The sequence below is a fragment of the Bacteroides helcogenes P 36-108 genome (assembly GCF_000186225.1).
GTDB lineage: Bacteria > Bacteroidota > Bacteroidia > Bacteroidales > Bacteroidaceae > Bacteroides > Bacteroides helcogenes.
The window spans coordinates 1,116,441-1,138,355 of record NC_014933.1 but is presented as its reverse complement, the minus strand read 5'-3'; the positions used below and the strand labels follow the sequence as shown (position 1 = coordinate 1,138,355).

Sequence of the window (21,915 nt, the reverse complement as noted above, 5' to 3'; positions counted from 1 at the left end):
CTCCCTACCTTCTCCTTCTCTATAGACAGGGAGAAGGTAGGGAGAAGGTAGGGAGAAGGTAAGGAGAAGGTATGGAGAAAGCAAAGGGATGATGCTGGTCGTTATGCCGCTGGCAATGATGACCGGATTTCCCTTGCAGGCGCAAGAAATGCCATCGTTCGTGGTGGCGGTCGATTCCCTTTCCCGCTACATCCCCATACCCGACTCACTGGTGGAGGAACGTCATACGGCAGAAGACTATGCCGGGCTGCGCCGCCTGATGATAAATTCCGATGCACCCTACCGGGATGCCGTGGTGAAAGCGATAGACAAACACCGCCGTTCTGCCGATATCAAAGCGGCCTTGTTTCGTATGGAAAGCGGGCATGTTTGGCAGCGTTTGCTGCACGATTATTATCCCCGCCTGCGTGCCGCCCGTGTAGTGCTCTTCGTGTCGGCAACGGAGACTCCCGAAGCACACACGCCGGACAGCCGTTCCGAACCGACTGAAGCGGGAGCAACGGTTGCCGACACTGCGGTTGCCACTTCCGGGGCAATTATGGAACAAACCAGCATCCTTTCTAAAAAAGAGAAGACTTCCCTTCAACCCATGCTGAACGTGAAGACCAACCTGCTCTACGACATCGCCCTTGTCGTCCCCCAATACGGCTGGGCGCCCACGCCGAACATTTCCCTTGAGTTCATGCCCCGGAGCGGTCATATCACCGCCGTAGCGGAATGGATGGGTAGCGGATGGCGCAGCGACAAGCGGCTGAAAACCTATATATTGAAGGACATCCTCCTCGAAGGACGCTACTACCTGCAAGGCGATGCCGCCTACACGGGACACTACTTTGCCGCCTACGGCAACTTGGGCGAGTTCGACATCCAGTTCTCCGCTACCAAAGCATGGATAAACGATAAGTTTGGCAAAGCATGGGGCTGCGGCATCGGCTGGGGCTACGTCAGGCGCATCGGGCAGTCGCCGTGGAAGTGGGAAGTCAATGCCGCCGTGGGCTACTTGCATACCCCTTACGACAGCTACCACCCCGCCGAAGACTGGGCGGTGCAGGGCAACTTCTACTACAATTGGCACGACGACCCCACGAAGTTCGAGAAGCGGAGAAGCACCTTCAACTACTTCGGACTGACACACCTCGGCATCAGCATCAGCTACGATTTGCCGTGGTTCGGATGGAAGAAATAAGGAATACCAGACAAAGGAGATATACAAAAGATTCCGGTAAAGGAGAAAGACAGAGACCTCCGGTAAGGACAGACCGGAGCCTGCGAAAAAGAAAGAACAAACAAGAATAAGGAATGAAAAAGAACAATTCTACCGATATAATAAGGAGTAATCCTGCGAAATACAGAAAGGAAACGACTTGCCTATATAAGAGGTATATTCGCCACGCCCTCCTACTGTGCGGACTGACCGCCCTGACAAGCGCTTGCAGCGACATGCACGAACCCCTGCTGCACATCAAAGGTACTACCGCCGTGCAGCCCCAGATAGAACAGGATGTAAGCATCGACATGATGTGGGAAGCCGACTGGCAGGCACACTGGCAAGTGGATTGGGACACTGAAGCGAAAGGCGAGATAGGCTACACCGCCCCCGAAAGCCTACACAGCCACCTACTTGTTAAAAAAAACTGCAATAGACACCCGTGGAAAGGTAGATGATGGGGACAATATGCTTAAAGAAAATGTCCCCCTTACCATAGCCGAAGACGGCAGTTACAGCATCCCCAGCGACAAGATAAACCTTGCCGGACTGGAAAGCGGAGCGACTTACACGCTAATCATAGCCAGCAACATGGAGGACAAGAACACGGCAGATGTTTCGTTCAGTTTCGATGCCATGCAGTTCAAGGTGAAAACCACCGCTGCAAGCACCCAGTTCACTATGCCTATCGCCACGGGTGCAACCTCTGCCATCGCCATTCTGTGGGGTGATACTGACGGTAAAGATGATAAGGAAATACTTACGGTAGATGCTACGAACCGTGCCAAGACCTATGCCACAGCAGGGACTTACACCGTCCGCTTGCTTGCCGCACAGACGGACAGAACGCAGAAGCAGATACCGGAGTTCAACTTCGGTAAGTATCCTACGGTGACTTGGGATGGAAACAATACCTACAATCGAAACACCAATGCTGAAATGTTGGTAAGCGTGGACTCTCCACTTCTCAATTCGGATGCTACCGATTTGGGCGGTGTATTCTACGGTACAGCCAATTTGAGTTCAATCCATGAAGACGCTTTCCGCTATTATCCCAATGCAACGTCATTCTATGATGCGTTCTATACGGTAAACACAGCATTAAACAATTCGATGACTGCCATTCCCGCTAAACTGTTTGCTTACAATACAAAGGTGACTAACTTCTGCGAGACTTTTGGTAACTTACGAGCATTGGTTTCTGTTCCCGAAGACTTGTTTGCAAACTGCCAGAATGCAACGGATATGTCCTACACTTTTTATTCATGTAAAGCTTTAACTACCGTTCCTGCCAACTTATTTGCCAATAACAAGAGCATTACCACATTCCGAAATCTGTTTGGTAGCTGCTCGGCATTGAACAATGTACCCGCAGCTTTATTTGCTAACAATACAGAGGTAACAACTTTCGTATTGACATTTAGAAGCTGTACTTCATTAAAATCTGTACCGAAAGGCTTATTCGCCAATAACAAGAAGGCTTTCAATTTTTGCAACACTTTTCACGGTTGCAACAGTTTAGTCGATTTTGAATATGTGTTTATCAACAATGATTCAGAAAAAGCCACTCGTTTTGCCTCATTGGACAAGCCGATAGATGTAAATAATATGTTATCTGGAGTAGGTTCTTCCAGCACCTCTGGGGCTGCAAATTACAATGCTATTGATTTCTCCTCGTACACCTATTCGGCAAATGGAGGATTCACATGGGATAAAGACCAAGCACCATACGTAAATGCCGCCACTACATTCAAAAACTACTCCACTGTGTCTAAATACTATGGTGGATATGTTACAAGTTGTGCAGCTAAAGGTGCTGTGGCTTATCCGAATGGATATGGCTGGGATGCTATATAAATATCAATATTACTTCGGGGATTGGTAACACTCCCCGAAGTATCGGGCTTATCCCCCGATCTACCTTCCTCAACCCCGTTCAAGGAAGCAAAGCAAAAGGAACGGGAACAATTCAATCTCCTAAAACAAAAAAGTTATGGCAATTTTAGTAAAACCCGTGCAGCACAACTTTCCTTTCACCGGATGAAAGAAAACAATAACAATCGGCTGACAAGCAATAAAATATAATACCTTTGCCTTCCGAATAAAACAGAAACATTATAAATGGAGAATCAAGGAGAAATCATACTCTATCAGCCCGACAGCGAAGTGAAGTTGGACGTGCGGTTGGAAGAGGAGACGGTATGGCTCAACAGACAGCAGTTGGCAGAATTGTTTGCCCGTGATGTCAAAACAATAGGCAAGCACGTCAATAATGCACTGAAAGAGGAGTTGAACGGTATTTCAGTTGTCGCAAAATTTGCGACAACTGCCGCAGATGGTAAAGTTTATCAAGTGGAATACTATAATCTGGACATGGTTTTGTCTGTTGGTTACAGGGTGAAATCCAGCAGAGGCATAGAGTTCCGTCGTTGGGCGAACAGCGTATTAAAGGACTATTTGCTGAAAGGCTATTCTGTGAACCAGAGACTGATAGCAATGGAACAGCGGGTGGACAGCAAATTTCAGGAACACGAACAACGCCTGAACCGGATAGACAGCAAGATAGACTTCTTCGTGCGCACCTCGCTGCCACCGGTAGAGGGCATCTTCTACGACGGGCAACTGTTTGATGCCTATAAGTTCGCCACAGACCTGATACGGACAGCAAAGAAATCCATTCTGCTGATTGATAACTACGTGGACGAGTCGGTGCTGCTGATGTTCAGCAAGCGGAACGACGGAGTGAAAGCCGACATCTATACGCAGGCGATAAGCCGCCAACTTCAACTGGACTTGGAGCGGCACAACAGCCAATATCCTCCGATAGAGGTACACGTATACAAAAGAAGCCACGACCGCTTTCTGATAATAGACGCCACGGACGTGTATCACATCGGAGCCTCGCTGAAGGACTTAGGTAAGAAGATGTTCGCCTTCTCCAAACTGGAGATTCCGGCGGAAGCCATTACCGACCTGCTGTAAGTATTGTTTTGTCCCCATTATTCCGCCTTGCCCCGTGACTGCAAAATGTCACGAAGCAAGGCGGTTCTCTTTTTCCCGATACAGAGAACCTTAGAAGCATGAGATTATGAATGTATTTCTACTCCCAATATTATAATCTCCAACAATTGGCTGACAGACAGATAAAATATAATACCTTTGCCCTCCGAACAAAACAGAAACATTATAAATGGAGAATCAAGGAGAAATCATACTCTATCAGCCCGATAGCGAAGTGAAACTGGAAGTGCGGCTGGAAGAGGAAACAGTATGGCTGACACAAGAACAAATAGCTATTCTTTTTGGAACCAAAAGACCTGCTATCACAAAGCATTTGAGCAACATCTACAATAGCGGTGAACTTGACAAGGATAGCACATGTTCCATTTTGGAACATATGGGTAATGATGGAAAGCAGAAGTACATAACCAAGTTTTATAATCTTGATGCTATTCTCTCCATCGGCTACCGCGTAAACAGCAAAAATGCAACCCTTTTCAGACGTTGGGCAAACAGCGTATTAAAGGAATATCTGCTGAAAGGCTATTCCATTAACCGCCGTTTAACTGAACTGGAGCATACCGTTGCGGAACATTCAAAGAAGATAGACTTCTTCGTGCACACCTCGCTGCCACCGGTAGAGGGCATCTTCTACGACGGGCAACTGTTTGATGCCTACAAGTTCGCTACCGACCTGATACGGACGGCAAAGAAATCCATTCTGCTGATTGATAACTACGTGGACGAGTCGGTGCTGCTGATGTTCAGCAAGCGGAACGACGGAGTGAAAGCCGACGTCTATACACAGGCGATAAGCCGCCAACTTCAACTGGACTTGGAACGGCACAACAGCCAATATCCTCCGATAGAGGTACACGTATACAAAAGAAGCCACGACCGCTTTCTGATAATAGACGCCACAGAAGTGTATCACATCGGAGCCTCGCTGAAGGACTTGGGCAAGAAGATGTTCGCCTTCTCCAAACTGGAGATTCCGGCGGAAGCCATTACCGACCTGCTGTAAGTATTGTTTTGTCCTCATTATTCCGCCTTGCTTCGTGACATTTTGCAGTCACGAAGCAAGGCGGCTTTCTTTTTCCCGATACAGAGAACAGCTTAGAAACATGAGATTATGAATGTATTTCTACTCCCAATATTATAATCTCCAACAATTGGCTGACAGACAGATAAAATATAATACCTTTGCCCTCCGAACAAAACAGAAACATTATAAATGGAGAATCAAGGAGAAATCATACTCTATCAGCCCGATAGCGAAGTGAAGTTGGAAGTGCGATTGGAAGAGGAAACGGTGTGGCTGACACAGGCACAAATGGTTGAGTTATTCAATTCGAGTAAACAGAACATCAGCCTTCATATCAACAATATATTTAAGGAAAACGAGTTAGACAGGAATTCAGTTGTCAAGGAATCCTTGACAACTGCCTCGGATGGCAAAAAATATCAGGTGAAATACTTCAACCTTGATGTGATAATATCAGTAGGCTACCGGGTAAAATCCACAAGAGGTACGCAGTTCCGCCAATGGGCAAACAGCGTATTAAAGGACTATTTGTTGAAGGGCTATTCCGTGAACCAACGGCTCAGTAACCTTGAGCACCGGATGGAAAGCAAGTTCATAGAGCATGAGCAACGCTTAGACAAGATAGACGGTAAGATAGACTTCTTCGTGCGCACCTCGCTGCCACCGGTAGAGGGCATCTTCTACGACGGGCAACTGTTTGATGCCTACAAGTTCGCCACAGACCTGATACGGACAGCAAAGAAATCCATTCTGCTGATTGATAACTACGTGGACGAGTCGGTGCTGCTGATGTTCAGCAAGCGGAACGACGGAGTGAAAGCCGACATCTATACGCAGGCGATAAGCCGCCAACTTCAACTGGACTTGGAGCGGCACAACAGCCAATATCCACCGATAGAGGTACACGTCTACAAAAGAAGTCACGACCGCTTTCTGATAATAGACGCCACGGACGTGTACCACATCGGAGCCTCGCTGAAGGACTTGGGTAAGAAGATGTTCGCCTTCTCCAAATTGGAGATTCCGGCGGAAGCCATTACCGACCTGCTGTAAGTATTGTTTTGTCCTCACTATTCCGCCTTGCCCCGTGACTGCAAAATGTCACGAAGCAAGGCGGCTTTCTTTTTCCCGATACAGAGAACAGCTTAGAAACATGAGATAATGAAAGTATCAGCCCGATAGCGAAGTGAAACTCAAAATGCGGTTGGAAGAGGTTATTGTGGTATCGATTCACAAAAAGAGCCGTATCAATTCTACTTTTGATTAGTCACGGGTAAAAGAATACACAAAAAAACATGAAGAAAAACGGATTTTTTAATTTGCAGGAGAAAAATACATCCTCTATCTTTGCCGTCGTAACGGAAACACAAACACCGTTCTGCCGAATGAACAACACACAAGAGATTGCTGCAGAAGTCTTTTGACTGCATTCATCGACAACACAAACTTTTTATTTCACTAACAACACTAAAAATTAAGAATTATGGGAACAATCAAACAAGGAATCCTTGGAGGATTCTCAGGCAAAGTAGGCACAGTAGTAGGCAGCAATTGGAAATCAGTACACTACATGAGGGCATTGGCTCTAAAAGTAGGCAATCCGAATACGGAAAAGCAACAACGCCAACGGAACAATTTCTCCACTGTAATCCAGTTTCTGAAAACATTTACCCCGATTATCCGCATCGGCTATCAACAGTATGCGCAAAAGCAGTCCGAATTCAATGCAGCAATGTCTTATGTGATAAAGCATGCGATAGTGAATGACGCCATTGATTATACCAGAGCATTGGTGTCACGCGGCAGCCTGACAACCGCAGCAGATGCCACTGCCAGCGTAGAAGCCGGCAAGGTGTCGTACGTCTGGAAAAACAACAGTGGAACCGGGAACGCAGAAGCAGGAGACACAGCCATACTGCTGGCTTACAACAAGGATAAGCGCGAAGCCGTCTATACCATAAAAGCTGCTACACGCTCTGAGGCAAAGGCAGAGCTGACACTGCCTGCAGGCTGGAGCGGAAACGCATTGGCACTCTATCTGGGTTTCTACAATGATAAGAGTGTGGCCAACAGCATCTGTCTGAAAAATGACGATGCGGGCAGTACCATCCCCGACAGTGGTGCGGGTGGAGACGAAAATGAGAATCCGCTTGGATAAAAACAGAACGAAAGAAAGTGTGTTCAGATTGAAGAATGCACTTTCTTTGTTTTTGGCAGAAAACCGCTATCTTTGCACCTCTATAAAAGCGTTCATAACAAAAGAGATACATATTACACTATGGAAAAGAAATTCAAACGTACCACCGTAACTTCGGCACTGCCCTATGCAAACGGTCCTGTTCATATCGGACACCTTGCGGGTGTCTATGTTCCTGCAGACATTTATGTCCGTTATCTCCGGCTGAAAAAGGAGGAAGTAGTCTTTATCGGAGGCTCCGATGAACATGGAGTGCCCATCACTATCCGTGCCAAGAAAGAGGGTGTCACTCCGCAGGATGTGGTAGATCGCTATCACACTCTTATCAAGAAATCCTTTGAGGATTTCGGCATTTCTTTCGACGTTTACAGCCGCACTTCTTCAAAGACGCACCACGACACAGCTTCCGACTTCTTCCGCAAGCTGTACGAGAAAGGTGAATTCATCGAGAAAACCAGCATGCAATATTATGACGAGGAAGCCAAACAGTTTCTTGCCGACCGCTATATCACCGGTGAATGCCCGCACTGCCACTCGGAAGGAGCTTACGGAGATCAATGCGAAAAATGCGGGACCAGCCTCAGTCCCACAGATCTGATCAACCCCAAAAGTGCCATCAGCGGGAGCAAACCCGTGATGCGCGAAACGAAGCACTGGTATCTGCCTTTGGACAAACATGAAAACTGGCTGCGCCGGTGGATTCTGGAGGAGCACAAAGAATGGCGGCCCAACGTTTACGGACAATGCAAGAGCTGGCTTGACATGGGCTTGCAGCCGCGTGCCGTAAGCCGCGACCTTGACTGGGGCATTCCGGTTCCGGTGGAAGGAGCCGAAGGGAAAGTGCTCTATGTATGGTTCGACGCTCCCATCGGCTACATCAGCAACACTAAAGAACTGCTTCCCGAATCTTGGGAGAAATGGTGGAAAGATCCGGAAACCCGCCTCGTTCATTTCATTGGCAAAGACAACATCGTGTTCCATTGCATCGTGTTCCCCGCCATGCTGAAAGCAGAAGGCAGCTATATATTGCCGGACAACGTGCCGAGCAATGAGTTTCTGAACTTGGAGGGCGACAAGATATCCACCTCACGCAACTGGGCGGTATGGCTGCATGAGTACCTGCAAGACTTCCCCGGCAAACAGGATGTGCTGCGCTATGTGCTCACGGCCAATGCACCCGAAACCAAAGACAATGACTTTACATGGAAGGACTTTCAGGCACGCAACAACAATGAACTGGTGGCCGTATATGGCAACTTCGTGAATCGTGCCTTGCAACTGACCAAGAAATATTTTGACGGTGTGGTTCCCGCAGCAGCCGGGCTGACCGATTACGACCGAGAGACACTGAAGGAATTCTCCGACGTAAAGGCGGAAGTGGAAAAACTGCTCGATGTGTTTAAGTTCCGTGATGCACAGAAAGAAGCTATGAATCTTGCACGCATCGGAAACAAATATCTGGCAGACACCGAACCGTGGAAGCTTGCAAAAACCGACATGGAACGCGTAGCTACCATCTTGAACATTGCCCTGCAATTGGTTGCCAATCTTGCCATCGCCTTCGAACCGTTTCTGCCGTTCAGCAGCGACAAACTTCGCAAGATGCTGAACATGGACAGCTTTGACTGGGCAGAACTGGGACACACGGACTTGCTGCCTGCCGGACACCGGCTTGGTACGCCCGATCTATTGTTCGAGAAGATAGAAGATGACACCATTCAGGCACAAGTCGATAAGCTTCTTGCCACCAAGAAGGCAAATGAGGCTGCCAATTATAAAGCCAGCCCCATTAAGCCTACTGTCAGCTTCGAGGAATTTGAAAAGCTGGACATCCGCGTAGGCACGGTGCTGGAATGCTCTGTTGTTCCTAAGATGAAGAAGCTGCTGCAATTCAAGATTGCAGACGGACTGGAGAACCGCACCATCGTAAGCGGCATTGCCCAACATTATCAACCGGAAGAACTGGTGGGCAAACAAGTGCTTTTCATAGCCAACCTTGCTCCACGGCAATTCAAGAACGGATTGGTGAGTGAAGGCATGATTCTCTCTGCCGAGAATTATGACGGCGCTTTGGCTGTGACTTCACTACTGCGGGAGGTAAAACCGGGAAGTGAAGTTAAATAAAACCGTCCGGAAAGCCGCATAAGGAAAGCAAGCAATCATGAAGGAATCATCACTGAAGGAAAAAACTGCAAAAGGACTATTCTGGGGAGGGCTCAGCAACGGCATACAGCAACTGCTGAATCTTCTCTTCGGTATAGTCCTTGGTCGTCTGCTCGATGCTTCCGACTATGGCATGATAGGCATGCTTACCATTTTCTCGGCCATAGCTTCGGCGTTGCAGGAAGGAGGTTTCGTTTCGGCATTGACCAACCGCAGGAATGTCTGCCATAAAGACTACAACGCCGTATTCTGGTTCAGCACACTCTGCGGAATCACTCTCTACATACTGCTATTCTTTGCCGCACCATTGATTGCCGACTTCTACGAAACACCCGCACTGATTCCTCTTTCACGCTTCCTATTTTTGGGATTTGCCATATCGAGTATGAGTATTGCTCCACGGGCATATTTATTCAAGAATCTGAAAATAAAGGAAGCAACCGTTATTTCCATTATCAGCCAGGCTGTTTCGGGCGCTGTAGGCATCACATTGGTTGTCTATGGATTTGCATATTGGGGCATGGCCGCACAAACCATCACGTTTGTAACGGTAATGACTCTTCTCAACTTTTACTTTTCTCATTGGAGACCAAGCCTCCGGTTCGACTTCCGGCCCATCAAGGAAATGATAGGGTTCAGCAGCAAACTGATTGTCACGAATATCTTCAATATCATCAACAATAATCTGTTCTCTGTCCTGCTGGGTAAATTCTATTCGGAACGGGAGGTAGGTAATTTTACCCAAGCCAACAAATGGAACGGCATGGGACATACATTGATAACCGGAATGATCAATGGCATAGCTCAGCCCGTCTTCACAAGTGTGGGTGATGACAAAACGCGCCAACTGGCTATATTCCGCAAGCTGCTTCGTTTCACAGCCTTCATTTCTTTTCCTGCCATGTTAGGATTAAGCTTAGTGTCCAAGGAACTGATCTTCATTACCGTTGGAGAAAAATGGCTTCCCAGCGTTTATATCTTACAAATACTATGCATTTGGGGAGCTTTTATACCTATCACCAACCTGTTTTCCAATCTGATAATCAGCCGCGGGTATTCCTCTATCTATATGTGGAATACTATCACTCTGAGCATATTGCAGTTGATAGCCATGTGTATCGTTTATCCCTACGGACTGGAACGGATGTTGCACAGCTTCGTGATTATCAATATCAACTGGCTGTTCGTCTGGTTCATATTTGTTAAAAAAGCAATAGGACTGACACTGAAAGATATGCTGAAGGATATTTCTCCTTATCTGACATTGTCTGTCATACTGATTGCAGGTGCACATTACATGGCAAGACCTTTTGAAAACCTCTATCTGAGCATGGCTGCGAAGATTATATTCGTAGCAGGGCTTTATGCGCTGATCTTATGGAAACTGCAATCTGTCATTTTCCGTGAGAGCATTGAGTTTCTTCTAAAGAAAAAGAGAGCATGAGCCGCATAGCCTATATCCTGTCAGCCTATAAAGATGCCCCACACTTGGCGCGCTTAATCAGCGCACTGGATGACCGCGCCGACTTCTACGTCCACATCGACCTCAAGGCCGATGCCCGCCCGTTCAAGGAACTGTTAGGAGGCAAGGTTACCTTCGTGCCCGGACATTGGGTAAGCTGGGGAGGCTGGGAACAGGTGGAATATCAAAAGGAATTATTGGCAGCAGTGCTTCGGAACGGTACAGAATACACCCGTGTCGTATGCCTCAGCGGACAAGATTATCCTCTATGGACAAATGAAGAAATCCATTGTTACTTCGACAAGCACAAGGATACCGAATTCATCGCAGGAATGAACCTGACACGCTGCACTTGTGCAGACCAACGTTCAAAGATAGTCAATTATCACTTTTTCCGCGATTTGAAGTGGAAGAATCTCTGGTGGAAAAACAAGCTCATCGTAGCTTCCCGCAACCTGATGAAACTGCTTCCTGTACGGAAAGACATCCGCACGCTACTCGACAGCAAGAAAGCAGACATATTCTTCGGCTCCGACTACTGGGCAGTCACCTTGCCCTGCGCACGCCATATATACGAGAAACTATGTTCGGAGAAAAAAATGATACGCTATTTCAAGACAAGCTTTGTTCCCAGTGAGCTATGCATACAGACGATCGTATTCAACTCTCCTTTTGGAAAGCATGCCCTCCTGTACGAAGGAGATTATCCGGGATTGTCGGGACTGACACCTTTACATTACATCGAATATGGAAAAGCCATCAAAGTATTGACGGCAGAAGACCTGTCTGCCTTGCAGCAATCCGGCAAGATGTTCTGCCGGAAAGTGGCAAGCATAGCCTCCGGCAAGCTTGTAGAAGAAATTGACCGAATCCGACACCTGCAAAAACACTCATCACCATGCATATACTGATACTCCCCATGTATTATCCCGAACCGGGTTCTCCTCTACACAGAGGATACATGTTCTATGAACAAGCCTTGCAACTGGCCCGTTCGGGATGCCGGGTAGGCCTTGCTTATACGGAACAACGCTTACCTAAGGAATTTACCTGGAAAGTATTCTGCCATGAGAACCATTTCCAGATAACAGAAGAAGACAACGGTACTTTCACCACCCTGCGCATGCATGCCTGGAACCCGAAATTATCCACTCGTATCGGAGGTGTCATCTGGTCGCTGCTGACGCTCTTGCTGGTGCGCAACTATATCCATCGTCATGGTAAACCGGATGTTATACATGCCCATTTCGGTACATGGGCAGGGTATGCCGCCAATTTAATCCATAAATGCTACGGCATCCCTTATGTCGTGACAGAACATGCCTCCTCCATCAATGGTGGAAAAGTAACACCCGGACAAGCCGCCACGCTGAGGAAAGCTTATAAAAATGCACGGAAAGTCATCTGCGTCGGCACATTGTTGAAGAAGAATCTTTCTTCCTACCTCGACCGTCCTGACAAAGCTATCGTAATACCGAACTTCGTCGATATCGACACATTCTGCCAAAGCAACCGGCACACGGAGAAGGAAAAGGAATTCACTTTTGTCAGCATCGGCAATCTGAGCAAACGAAAAGGATTTGAAGAATTGGTGGATGCCTTTGCACAAAGTTTCCGCAGCCGCCCACACGTATCGCTCGTCATTGCCGGAGACGGAGAAGAGGAAGCTAATCTGCGAGACAAGATACATGCCCTCCGGCTGGAACGGCAGGTTACTCTGGCAGGACGCCTGCCCCGCGAAGAAGTGGCCCGGCTGCTGGCATGCAGTGACGCCTTTGTACTCGCTTCTTACGCAGAAACATTCGGCATTGTCTTCATAGAAGCAATGGCAACCGGCATGCCTGCCATCGGCTCTGTCTGCGGAGGGCCGGAAGACATCATCACACCCGGAAGCGGCTATCTCATACAGCCCGGAGATGTGAAAGCGCTCGCCGAGAAGATGTGTGAACTATATGACAACTATGAACAATTTGACAAGAAGCTCATCAGAAAATCCATTGCCGAACGGTTCGACTTCAAGTTAGCAGGACAGAAACTAAAAGAAATCTATCAAAACTGTAAAAGGACAGAGAGATGAAAGTAGCTGTTATAGATTGCTCCGTCACCGGACATCGGGAGACATATTACAAAGAGTTTACCCGTACATGGGCAGCTTTAGGAGAAGAAGTATTGCTGATTGCTCCACGTGAGCCAGAGACCGGAAGCATAGCCGCCTTTAAAAGAACAGGCGCCCGCCCGTTGCTCCCACTCCCTACGGGACAACCATTGAGAAAAAAAATCACTGTTATGCGGAACGCCCTCATCCGGTTGCGGAATCTTGCGACCCTGCGCAGGCAATTGGTTGACTTTCGTCCGGACTTGGTTTACTTTCCCTGCTTGGACGACATACTTCCTACTTTTGCTCCGATTGCACTTTTCAACAGATTATTGCCATACTCCTGGAGTGGCCTGCTTGTACAATCCGCCCTTCCTCCTTATAAACCGGGAATGCCGGACGTGCGACCGTTTTTGCGCAGCCGCCACTGCCGCGGGATAGGAGTATTGAACGAATATTCCACAGATGAACTGAAAGACTTCCAGACGAACATCTGCCGACTGCCCGATTTCGCAGACTTATCAGCACCCGACGAAACATATCCCCTGCTGCACACCTTGAAGAAACATGCCGGAGGCAGAAGAATCATTTCATTGTTAGGATCCATCGGGACTCGAAAAGGCATCGGACTACTGCTCAGCACCATTCCTTTCCTACCCGAAGATGAGTATTTTTTCCTCATCGCAGGCAAGTCCTGGCTGACAGAGACACAGAATCTCGAACTGAAGTCTTTCGAGGCAAGCCGCAACAATTGCCTCTTCTCCTTAACACATATTCCTGATGAAGCCTGTTTCAACGCCCTCGTCTCTGCGAGTGATGTGCTCTTTGCCGCCTACCGCAAGTTCACCGGAAGCAGCAACCTGCTGACCAAAGCCGCCGCCTTCGGAAAACCTGTCATAGTCTCGCAAGGCGAATGCATGGGCAAGCGGGTTACCGACTACGGCACAGGCTTCGCCGTGCCCGAAGAAGATCCGGAAGCTTGCCGTACAGCCATCATCCGACTCTGCCGGGAAGGAACACCCTCTCCGGAAGGGCTCACCCGATATGCCTCCGAACACAGCCAAGACAAACTGGCAGACATTCTCCGACAACTCATAACGAACAAATAAATAACAGACTATATATATATGAAAGTCCTTTTCACGTTCGGCGGAATACCGCACTACCTCAACGCCATGCTGAACAAGTTGCATGCAAAGGGAATAGAGATTACAGTTATTACCCCACAGAAAGGCAACGCCACCATTGGTAAAGGCGTAAAGATGGTGGAAGGTGGTACTTACAAGCACCTCACCACTCCTGAAAAAAAGATGTTCTACGGAAAAACTGCTTACCCTGCTTTACCTGAGATTGTGCTGCAAGAGAAGCCTGATATAATAGTGATGGGATGGCCTTATTTCCTGCAAGTATTCTTCCAGCCACGATTGAGGAAGGCAATGAAGGAATGCGGCTCACGTTTGGTAATTCGTGAGATACCCTTTCAGACACCCCCTTACGGAAGAATAAAAGAATATTTCCGGGAGAATCCCATGTATGACGAAAGCATGCGCTTAATGAGTCAGGGCACAGCTTTCTACCTCCGCCAATGGCTGACGGCATTAGTTCGCAAGTATTGCTATGCCCGGGTAGCGGGTACACTCAACTATTCCACTGCCGCTTACGATATTATTCCTTCTTACGGAGTAGATAAAGAACACATACATGTCACTTACAACTCCACAGACACCGAGGTTTTGTTACGCGAAAAAGAGTCCGTATTGGCATCCGAACCACTGCTGCCAAAGTCAGAGAGACGGTTGCTGCACATCGGTCGCTTGGTAAAATGGAAACGGGTGGACTTGCTGATTGATGCTTTTTCCCAGATAATAAAGACTTATTCCGATGCCGAACTACTGATTGTAGGCGATGGCCCTGAGCTGGATAACCTGAAACGGCAGGCGCAAGCTATGAATATACCGATCTATGAAGTCGGAAATGACAATAACGGAGAGGGAGGAATCCGTTTCATCGGCGCCGTCTATGACCCGAAAGCGCTGGGAGCCTATATGAACGAATCTACGGTGTATGTACTGGCAGGTATGGGAGGACTTTCTATCAATGATGCCATGACATACGGTCTTCCTGTTCTTTGTTCCGTTTGCGATAGTACAGAACGGGATCTTGTCACAGATGGCAAGAATGGCTATTTCTTCCGCGAAGGCGATGTTGACAGTCTGGTAGAAAAGATAGATCAACTGTTTGCCTCCCCCGACCGTTGCCGGGAGATGGGACAAGAGTCGGAAAAGATAATCCGTGAAAAGATAAATATAGATACGGTAAGCGAAAGATACCTGAAGGCTTTCAAAGAGATTATGAACTCATAAATGAGTTATTACGGTTTTAGGAATGAATAAAGCAGGTTTACACAAAGTATGATTTCTTTACCAGTGTTATCTCTACCAGTCATCTTTTCTTTTACCCCCATTCAAAACACCTTCTGAGAGGGGGTACAATGACTCAGGGACTGAAAGGCTTTCACTCAGGGACTGAATGCCTTTCAGTCCCTGACTGAATCCGGTTCATTCAGTGAGTGAAATAAGAACTCTTTGCCGGGCGAAGTGTTTATGGGCTTATTTGTAAGCATTATGCACTTCTTATTACATTCATAACCCATCCGAAATGCAGTTACTTTCTCAGCGCCGCCATTATTCTTTCGCAAGCCTGCCCATCACCATACGGATTGTGCGTTTCGGACATCTGCTGATAGACTTCTTTATCACGTAATAGTTCCGTCACGTTCTTTACGATGGCATCGGCATCTGTGCCAACCAACTTCACAGTACCTGCTTCTACAGCTTCGGGACGTTCGGTAGTGTTTCTCATTACCAAAACAGGCTTTCCCAATGAGGGAGCTTCTTCCTGCACGCCGCCACTGTCCGTCAGCAGCAACACAGAGTGCTGCATGGCATAGATAAACGGCAGATAATCCAACGGGGAAATAAGAAATACATTCTCAAGACCGGAAAGAAGTTCATAAACAGGCTTCTGAACATTAGGATTAAGATGCACCGGATAGACAATATCCATATCAGGATGCAAAGAGGCGATTTCCTTAATTGCCCGGCAAATATGCAGGAAGCCTTCACCAAAATTCTCACGGCGATGCCCGGTTACCAATACGTATGGGCGATTGCCAACCGTATAACCTTTTGTACGAAGTTCCTCATGCAATTGTTCTTTCACACCCGGCTTATGAGCTATGATATCGACAGCCATCAGCAGAGCATCAATAACCGTATTGCCGGTGACAGATATCTTTTCATCCTCAATATTCTCATGCAAAAGATTCTGACGTGACTTCTCCGTGGGGGCAAAGTAATACGTACAGATTCGGTCGGTAACCTGACGGTTCATTTCCTCAGGCCAAGGCGAAAGCATATCGTATGTACGCAATCCGGCTTCTACATGCCCTACGGGAATTTGTTGGTAGAAAGCTGCAAGGGAAGCTGCCATCGAGGTGGTAGTATCGCCATGTACCAGTACCACGTCAGGTTGAAAGTCCTTCAAGACATCGCGCAAACCTAACAGCACTTTGGAAGTGATATCATACAAGTCCTGATTGGGCGCCATGATATTAAGGTCGTATTCGGGCGTTATCTCAAATACTTCCAGCACCTGATCCAGCATTTGGCGGTGCTGGGCAGTGACGCATACTTTAGTATCAAAATGTGCCGTATCCTTTTGCAAGGCTTTCACCAGCGGAGCCATCTTGATGGCTTCGGGACGGGTTCCGAAAACGAGCAATATCTTTTTCATTTACGATGGACGATTTACGATGTACGATTGGAATTACTTTGGAATTGGCTGCTACTTGCGCACTCCGCAGAAGTCGAGCTCCAGCTTTTCTTCCTTGCGAGGCAGTTCTACGAACGGGGTATGGCGTACAAGCCAAACGATAATATCAGCTTTCTGATAAGCTTCCTTATAATCTGTTATATGGAAACTGGGGTGTGAAGTGATATTAGGCTCTACTATCAGTACATCAGCACGGCTTTCGCTGACAATTCGAGAAGCAATGTACTTGGCGGGAGATTCACGAAGGTCATCGATATTCGGTTTGAAGGCAAGACCCATACAAGCTACTATCGGCTCACGTTCGTATTTCTCGACAAAACGTTGGCAAGACTCTAATACTTTGTTGGCACACCAATCGGCTTTATAGTCGTTCGTTTCACGGGCACGCTTGATGAGTTGTGCCTGTTCGGGATAATCGGATACAATGAACCAAGGGTCTACGGCAATGCAATGGCCGCCTACACCGCAACCGGGTTGCAGGATATTGACACGAGGATGTTTGTTGGCAAGTTCTATCAACTCCCATACATTGATACCGGCTTTGTCACAAATCATGGAGAGCTCGTTGGCAAAAGCAATCTGAGAATCACGACTGGAGTTCTCCGTCAGCTTACACATCTCGGCAGTACGGGCATTCGTGCGATGCAGTTTACCTTGAACGAAAGCAGAGTAGAATTCAATCGCCTTATCGGTAGATGCGGGATTGATACCACCGATTACACGGTCGTTGTGCACCAGTTCGTAAAGGGTATTGCCCGGCAATACACGTTCGGGACAATAAGCAATGTATATTTGGTCTTTCAACTCAGGGCGCTGCTGGAAAATAAGTTCGGCCATACGCTCGGTAGTGAATACCGGAGAAGTGGATTCTATCACAAACAAATCTCCCGGCTTCAGGCAAGGGATAACAGAACGGGTAGCCGACTCTACGTATGTGATGTCTGCGCGATGGTTTTGTTTGAAAGGTGTGGGCACTACCACGAAGAAGGCGTCTGCCGGTTCAGGTCGGGTCACGGCACGCAGATGACCGCTTTGTACTGCCTCTTTGACAATCTTACCCAAGTCCGGTTCTACAATATGCACTTTACCTTGATTGACGGTTTCTACCACCGATGGATTTACATCCACACCCACCACCTCGAAACCATGATGAGCAGCGACCGCTGCCGTAGGCAGGCCTATGTAGCCCAAACCTATAAATACAACCTTCTTCATATTATATATGTGATTCTAAGTACCGCAAAAGTACAAATAATATGCGACTTTGTACCGTTTATCGGCGAAAACCACTACTTTTGCTCAAACATTCTGAATGCACAGCAATGAGAGTACTACTAATAAATACATCCGAACGCATCGGCGGAGCAGCCATTGCCGCCAGCCGCCTCATGGACTCACTGAAAAACCACGGTATTAAAGCCAAGTTGCTGGTACGCGACAAACAGACTGACCGGATTACCGTCGTATCACTTGACCATAGTTGGCGGATGGTCTGGAAATTTGTATGGGAGCGTATTGTTATCTGGAAAGCCAACCACTTCAAGAAAGAAAACATCTTTGCCGTCGATATAGCCAACACAGGCACAGACATCACCTCGCTGCCGGAATTCCAGCAGGCCGACGTCATCCACCTGCACTGGATAAATCAAGGCATGCTTTCGCTGAAAAACATTGAAAAGATACTGTCCTCCGGCAAACCCGTGGTATGGACCATGCATGATATGTGGCCATGCACAGGCATCTGCCACCACGCCCGCGAATGCACCAGCTATCAGCAGGAATGCCGCAACTGCCTCTTCATTCACAGCGGCGGGAACAAAAAGGATCTTTCTTTCCGCATCTTCCGGAAGAAACAGAATCTATACAAGGGCAGGCACATCAACTTCGTGGCCTGCAGCCATTGGCTGGAAGAACGGGCCGGAAAAAGTGCACTTCTGCGCGGACATGCCGTGACATCCATCCCCAATCCCATCAACACCAACCTCTTCAAGCCCCACAGCATGCGGGAGGCACGCAGCAAATGCCTGCTTCCGCAGGACATGAAGCTGATGCTGTTCGGGTCTGTGAAGATCACGGACAAAAGAAAAGGCATTGATTATCTGGTCGAATCGTGCAGACTGCTGGCGAAGAAATATCCGGAGCTCAGAGAAGCATTGGGCGTAGTGGCCTTCGGCAATAACTCCCGACAACTGGAAGACTTGCTTCCCTTCAAGGTCTATCCACTGGACTTCGTGACCGATGAGCACCAATTGGTGGACATCTACAATGCGGTGGATATCTTCGTTACCCCCTCTCTGGAAGAGAACCTGCCCAACACCATCATGGAGGCCATGGCTTGCGGAACTCCGTGCATCGGATTCAACGTGGGAGGCATACCGGAAATGATAGACCACCTCCACAACGGCTACGTGGCTCAGTACAAGTCGGCCGAGGATTTTGCCAACGGCATTTACTGGATGCTGACCGATCCCGACTATCCGAGCCTCTCCGAACAAGCATGCCGAAAAGCCGTCTCACACTATTCCGAGAATGTCATCGCCAAGAAATACATCGACCTTTACAATAAAGTAACCGGAAGAAATGCATAACCGCCTTACACCGAAATTCAGCATCATCACCGTGACCTACAATGCCGAAGCCGTATTGGAGGACACCATCCAGAGCGTCATTTCGCAAACATACCGCCATGTGGAGTACATCATCGTGGACGGCGCCTCGAATGACGGCACACTTTCCATCATCGCCCGGTACGGCGACCGTATCACCCGGGTGGTGAGCGAACCGGACAAAGGGCTGTATGACGCCATGAACAAGGGCATGAGGCTGGCAAGCGGAGATTATCTCTGTTTCCTCAATGCCGGTGACAGCTTTCACGAAGACGACACCCTGCAACAGATGGTGCACTCCATCACCGAAGCGGAACTGCCCGACGTGATCTACGGCGAGACGGAACTGGTGGACAAGGAGGGACACTTCATACGCATGCGCCGCCTTTCCACTCCCCAAACGCTGACATGGCGCAGCTTCAGGCAAGGCATGCTGGTATGCCATCAGGCTTTCTTCGCCAAGGCTTCCCTGGCAGAACCTTACAACCTGCAATACCGTTTCTCGGCAGACTTCGACTGGTGCATCCGGGTGATGAAGAAAGCGCGGACGCTGCACAACACCCATCTTACAATCATTGACTATCTGGAAGAAGGGATGACAACGCAGAACCGGAAAGCATCTTTGAAGGAACGCTTCCGGATCATGGCGAAACACTATGGACTGGCAAGTACCATAGCCCATCACGCATGGTTCGTGCTGCGGGCCGTGCTGAAGAAATAATCCGGAGCGGCAAAAGTTTGCCAACAGCATGACAAAGGTTGGCAAAATAAGAGAATGTAAATCAGTCGCTTGTTCCTCAACTACGCAACAAAGAGATCAATTCTTCCACACCGTCCGAAGCTCCTTTCCTGATTACATGTATCTGTCGCAGCGTGTGCGCGTCCACCGGCTTGGGGTCTATCAGATAGACGTCCGCCTCACGGGGTACATAGTTCAGCAGCCCGGCAGCGGGATATACGTTCATCGAAGTACCTATGATGACAAAGATGTCCGCCTTTTCCACATAGCGAATGGCAGTCTCAATTTGGGGCACGGCTTCGCCGAACCACACAATAAAGGGGCGAAGCTGCGTTCCGTCACCCGCCTTGTCGCCCATCTTCACTTCATATTCTCCCGGCTTCAGTTCCTTTATAAAATGCGGATTGTAGGGGTCACGGCTGGAGCACACTTTCGTCAGTTCACCATGCAGATGGATGACGTGCGTGCTGCCCGCCCGTTCGTGCAAGTTATCTACATTCTGCGTCACCACCGTCACATTGAAATCCCTTTCCAGCTCTGCCAGCCCGGCATGCCCGGCATTCGGCTTCACGTCCAGCAGTTGTCTGCGGCGCTCGTTATAGAAGTTGATGACCAGCTCCGGATCACGCGCATACCCTTCGGGAGTAGCCACCTGTTCCACCGGATACCTGTCCCACAATCCTCCCGCATCGCGAAACGTACTGATACCGCTTTCGGCACTCATTCCGGCGCCGGATAAAACAACAAGATTCTTCATAGCCTTTTGTTTTTGTTTCTTACAAAAATACATAAAGATAGCCCAAGTTGATACATAAATAAGAAAATTTAAATAACGAAGCCCTCCATCATTCAAATAAAAGACGTACTTTTGCCACTCGTTAATTTACAGTAGATTGGAAAAGAATCACTCCGAGTAGATGGAAAAAGAATCGCTCCGGTCGCCAACAAAATCATTTTATGGACAAATTCAGTTACGCAATCGGCCTCGGAATAGGTCAGAATCTTTTAAGCATGGGTGCTAAAGGCATCGAGGTAAATGACTTCGCACAAGCTATCAAGGACGTGTTGGAAGGTAACCAGACGGCAATCAGCCACACAGAAGCCCGTGAGATAGTAAATAAATACTTCGCCGAACTGGAGGAGAAGATGAACTCCGCCAACATCGAAGCAGGTAAAAACTTCCTTGAAGAAAACAAAAAACGTCCGGGTGTCATCACATTGCCAAGCGGACTTCAATATGAGGTTATCAACGAAGGAAACGTAGGACATTACGCACAGGCCAGCGATCAGGTACAATGTCATTACGAAGGCACGCTGATAGACGGAACACTGTTCGACAGCTCCATCAAACGCGGACAACCTGCCACTTTCGGCGTAAGCCAGGTGATACCGGGCTGGGTAGAAGCGCTGCAACTGATGCCCGAAGGAGCCAAATGGAAACTCTATATCCCCAGCGACCTGGCATACGGCGCACAAGGCGCCGGCGAAATGATTCCCCCGCACAGCACGCTCGTTTTCGAAGTAGAACTGATGAAAATTTTATCCAAATAAAAACAAGTAAAAGCAA

General features: G+C 48.1%; 20 protein-coding genes. 17 read left to right on the top strand and 3 right to left on the bottom strand.

What is annotated here, in order from left to right; genetic code table 11:
- Positions 1–88: 88 nt before the first annotated feature.
- The 14 genes from BACHE_RS04375 (at position 89) to BACHE_RS04315 (ending at position 15,532) form a co-directional block, all read left to right on the top strand.
- Positions 89–1,186: a DUF3575 domain-containing protein gene (locus BACHE_RS04375; RefSeq protein WP_041579189.1), complete on the top strand. Its 1,098-nt coding sequence runs from the start codon at positions 89–91 to the stop codon at positions 1,184–1,186.
- Between the two features lie 113 nt (positions 1,187–1,299).
- Positions 1,300–1,665 carry a hypothetical protein gene (locus tag BACHE_RS04370; protein ID WP_013546500.1) on the top strand — a complete coding sequence of 122 codons (366 nt, stop codon included), beginning with the start codon at positions 1,300–1,302 and terminating at the stop codon, positions 1,663–1,665.
- A gap of 10 nt (positions 1,666–1,675) precedes the next feature.
- Positions 1,676–3,064, top strand: a complete 1,389-nt coding sequence (locus BACHE_RS04365; protein ID WP_013546499.1) for a leucine-rich repeat domain-containing protein — start codon at positions 1,676–1,678, stop codon at positions 3,062–3,064.
- A gap of 264 nt (positions 3,065–3,328) precedes the next feature.
- Positions 3,329–4,189: a virulence RhuM family protein gene (locus BACHE_RS04360; protein ID WP_013546498.1), complete on the top strand. Its 861-nt coding sequence runs from the start codon at positions 3,329–3,331 to the stop codon at positions 4,187–4,189.
- Between the two features lie 208 nt (positions 4,190–4,397).
- Positions 4,398–5,231 carry a virulence RhuM family protein gene (locus tag BACHE_RS04355; RefSeq protein ID WP_013546497.1) on the top strand — a complete coding sequence of 278 codons (834 nt, stop codon included), beginning with the start codon at positions 4,398–4,400 and terminating at the stop codon, positions 5,229–5,231.
- Between the two features lie 210 nt (positions 5,232–5,441).
- Positions 5,442–6,305: a virulence RhuM family protein gene (locus tag BACHE_RS04350; RefSeq protein ID WP_013546496.1), complete on the top strand. Its 864-nt coding sequence runs from the start codon at positions 5,442–5,444 to the stop codon at positions 6,303–6,305.
- A gap of 242 nt (positions 6,306–6,547) precedes the next feature.
- Positions 6,548–6,676, top strand: coding sequence for a hypothetical protein (locus tag BACHE_RS17920; RefSeq protein ID WP_280956429.1), 129 nt, complete (start codon positions 6,548–6,550; stop codon positions 6,674–6,676).
- A 59-nt stretch (positions 6,677–6,735) separates the two neighbouring features.
- Positions 6,736–7,410: a DUF6266 family protein gene (locus BACHE_RS04345; RefSeq protein ID WP_013546495.1), complete on the top strand. Its 675-nt coding sequence runs from the start codon at positions 6,736–6,738 to the stop codon at positions 7,408–7,410.
- A 120-nt stretch (positions 7,411–7,530) separates the two neighbouring features.
- Positions 7,531–9,573 carry a methionine--tRNA ligase gene (metG, locus tag BACHE_RS04340; RefSeq protein ID WP_013546494.1) on the top strand — a complete coding sequence of 681 codons (2,043 nt, stop codon included), beginning with the start codon at positions 7,531–7,533 and terminating at the stop codon, positions 9,571–9,573.
- 37 nt (positions 9,574–9,610) lie between these two features.
- A complete protein-coding gene (locus tag BACHE_RS04335) occupies positions 9,611–11,056 on the top strand; it encodes a lipopolysaccharide biosynthesis protein (protein WP_013546493.1) in 1,446 nt (481 codons plus the stop codon).
- Entirely contained in the window at positions 11,053–11,985 is a 933-nt protein-coding gene (locus BACHE_RS04330; RefSeq protein ID WP_013546492.1) for a beta-1,6-N-acetylglucosaminyltransferase, read from the top strand. Before BACHE_RS04335 ends, BACHE_RS04330 begins: the two co-directional genes overlap by 4 nt.
- Positions 11,973–13,151 carry a glycosyltransferase family 4 protein gene (locus tag BACHE_RS04325; RefSeq protein WP_013546491.1) on the top strand — a complete coding sequence of 393 codons (1,179 nt, stop codon included), beginning with the start codon at positions 11,973–11,975 and terminating at the stop codon, positions 13,149–13,151. The genes BACHE_RS04330 and BACHE_RS04325 overlap by 13 nt, the downstream gene beginning before the upstream one ends.
- A complete protein-coding gene (locus BACHE_RS04320; protein ID WP_013546490.1) occupies positions 13,148–14,278 on the top strand; it encodes a glycosyltransferase in 1,131 nt (376 codons plus the stop codon). The genes BACHE_RS04325 and BACHE_RS04320 overlap by 4 nt, the downstream gene beginning before the upstream one ends.
- An 18-nt stretch (positions 14,279–14,296) precedes the next feature.
- Positions 14,297–15,532: a glycosyltransferase family 4 protein gene (locus tag BACHE_RS04315; protein ID WP_013546489.1), complete on the top strand. Its 1,236-nt coding sequence runs from the start codon at positions 14,297–14,299 to the stop codon at positions 15,530–15,532.
- A 301-nt stretch (positions 15,533–15,833) separates the two neighbouring features.
- Here BACHE_RS04315 and wecB read toward each other — a convergent pair whose 3' ends face one another.
- Together wecB and wecC are read right to left on the bottom strand one after the other, a co-directional pair.
- Positions 15,834–16,964 (bottom strand): non-hydrolyzing UDP-N-acetylglucosamine 2-epimerase, encoded by a 1,131-nt coding sequence (gene wecB, locus BACHE_RS04310; RefSeq protein WP_013546488.1) that lies wholly within the window; start codon positions 16,962–16,964, stop codon positions 15,834–15,836.
- A 51-nt stretch (positions 16,965–17,015) separates the two neighbouring features.
- Positions 17,016–18,218: a UDP-N-acetyl-D-mannosamine dehydrogenase gene (gene wecC, locus BACHE_RS04305; RefSeq protein ID WP_013546487.1), complete on the bottom strand. Its 1,203-nt coding sequence runs from the start codon at positions 18,216–18,218 to the stop codon at positions 17,016–17,018.
- 107 nt (positions 18,219–18,325) lie between these two features.
- Here wecC and BACHE_RS04300 point away from each other — a divergent pair, with 107 nt between their 5' ends.
- Together BACHE_RS04300 and BACHE_RS04295 are read left to right on the top strand one after the other, a co-directional pair.
- A complete protein-coding gene (locus BACHE_RS04300; protein WP_013546486.1) occupies positions 18,326–19,591 on the top strand; it encodes a glycosyltransferase family 4 protein in 1,266 nt (421 codons plus the stop codon).
- A complete protein-coding gene (locus tag BACHE_RS04295; protein ID WP_013546485.1) occupies positions 19,584–20,330 on the top strand; it encodes a glycosyltransferase family 2 protein in 747 nt (248 codons plus the stop codon). The genes BACHE_RS04300 and BACHE_RS04295 overlap by 8 nt, the downstream gene beginning before the upstream one ends.
- Positions 20,331–20,406: 76 nt before the next feature.
- Here the strand turns inward: BACHE_RS04295 and BACHE_RS04290 are convergent, their stop codons facing one another.
- Positions 20,407–21,105, bottom strand: a complete 699-nt coding sequence (locus BACHE_RS04290) for an NAD-dependent deacylase (protein WP_013546484.1) — start codon at positions 21,103–21,105, stop codon at positions 20,407–20,409.
- 200 nt (positions 21,106–21,305) lie between these two features.
- On the opposite strand from BACHE_RS04290, the gene bamJ reads away from it, so the two are divergent.
- A complete protein-coding gene (gene bamJ, locus BACHE_RS04285; RefSeq protein WP_013546483.1) occupies positions 21,306–21,899 on the top strand; it encodes a BamJ family beta-barrel-assembly machinery protein in 594 nt (197 codons plus the stop codon).
- The last annotated feature ends 16 nt before the right edge of the window (positions 21,900–21,915 follow it).

Excerpts from the sequence above, each read along its gene's own strand:
- BACHE_RS04320 (WP_013546490.1), top strand. The coding sequence starts at position 13,148 with ATGAAAGTAGCTGTTATAGATTGCTCCGTCACCGGACATCGGGAGACA.
- BACHE_RS17920 (WP_280956429.1), top strand. The coding sequence starts at position 6,548 with ATGAAGAAAAACGGATTTTTTAATTTGCAGGAGAAAAATACATCCTCT.
- BACHE_RS04360 (WP_013546498.1), top strand. The coding sequence starts at position 3,329 with ATGGAGAATCAAGGAGAAATCATACTCTATCAGCCCGACAGCGAAGTG.
- metG (WP_013546494.1), top strand. The coding sequence starts at position 7,531 with ATGGAAAAGAAATTCAAACGTACCACCGTAACTTCGGCACTGCCCTAT.
- BACHE_RS04355 (WP_013546497.1), top strand. The coding sequence starts at position 4,398 with ATGGAGAATCAAGGAGAAATCATACTCTATCAGCCCGATAGCGAAGTG.
- BACHE_RS04375 (WP_041579189.1), top strand. The coding sequence starts at position 89 with ATGATGCTGGTCGTTATGCCGCTGGCAATGATGACCGGATTTCCCTTG.
- BACHE_RS04365 (WP_013546499.1), top strand. The coding sequence starts at position 1,676 with ATGCTTAAAGAAAATGTCCCCCTTACCATAGCCGAAGACGGCAGTTAC.
- BACHE_RS04300 (WP_013546486.1), top strand. The coding sequence starts at position 18,326 with ATGAGAGTACTACTAATAAATACATCCGAACGCATCGGCGGAGCAGCC.
- BACHE_RS04335 (WP_013546493.1), top strand. The coding sequence starts at position 9,611 with ATGAAGGAATCATCACTGAAGGAAAAAACTGCAAAAGGACTATTCTGG.
- BACHE_RS04350 (WP_013546496.1), top strand. The coding sequence starts at position 5,442 with ATGGAGAATCAAGGAGAAATCATACTCTATCAGCCCGATAGCGAAGTG.
- wecB (WP_013546488.1), bottom strand. The coding sequence starts at position 16,964 with ATGAAAAAGATATTGCTCGTTTTCGGAACCCGTCCCGAAGCCATCAAG.
- bamJ (WP_013546483.1), top strand. The coding sequence starts at position 21,306 with ATGGACAAATTCAGTTACGCAATCGGCCTCGGAATAGGTCAGAATCTT.
- BACHE_RS04330 (WP_013546492.1), top strand. The coding sequence starts at position 11,053 with ATGAGCCGCATAGCCTATATCCTGTCAGCCTATAAAGATGCCCCACAC.
- BACHE_RS04370 (WP_013546500.1), top strand. The coding sequence starts at position 1,300 with ATGAAAAAGAACAATTCTACCGATATAATAAGGAGTAATCCTGCGAAA.
- BACHE_RS04325 (WP_013546491.1), top strand. The coding sequence starts at position 11,973 with ATGCATATACTGATACTCCCCATGTATTATCCCGAACCGGGTTCTCCT.
- BACHE_RS04345 (WP_013546495.1), top strand. The coding sequence starts at position 6,736 with ATGGGAACAATCAAACAAGGAATCCTTGGAGGATTCTCAGGCAAAGTA.
- BACHE_RS04295 (WP_013546485.1), top strand. The coding sequence starts at position 19,584 with ATGCATAACCGCCTTACACCGAAATTCAGCATCATCACCGTGACCTAC.
- wecC (WP_013546487.1), bottom strand. The coding sequence starts at position 18,218 with ATGAAGAAGGTTGTATTTATAGGTTTGGGCTACATAGGCCTGCCTACG.
- BACHE_RS04290 (WP_013546484.1), bottom strand. The coding sequence starts at position 21,105 with ATGAAGAATCTTGTTGTTTTATCCGGCGCCGGAATGAGTGCCGAAAGC.
- BACHE_RS04315 (WP_013546489.1), top strand. The coding sequence starts at position 14,297 with ATGAAAGTCCTTTTCACGTTCGGCGGAATACCGCACTACCTCAACGCC.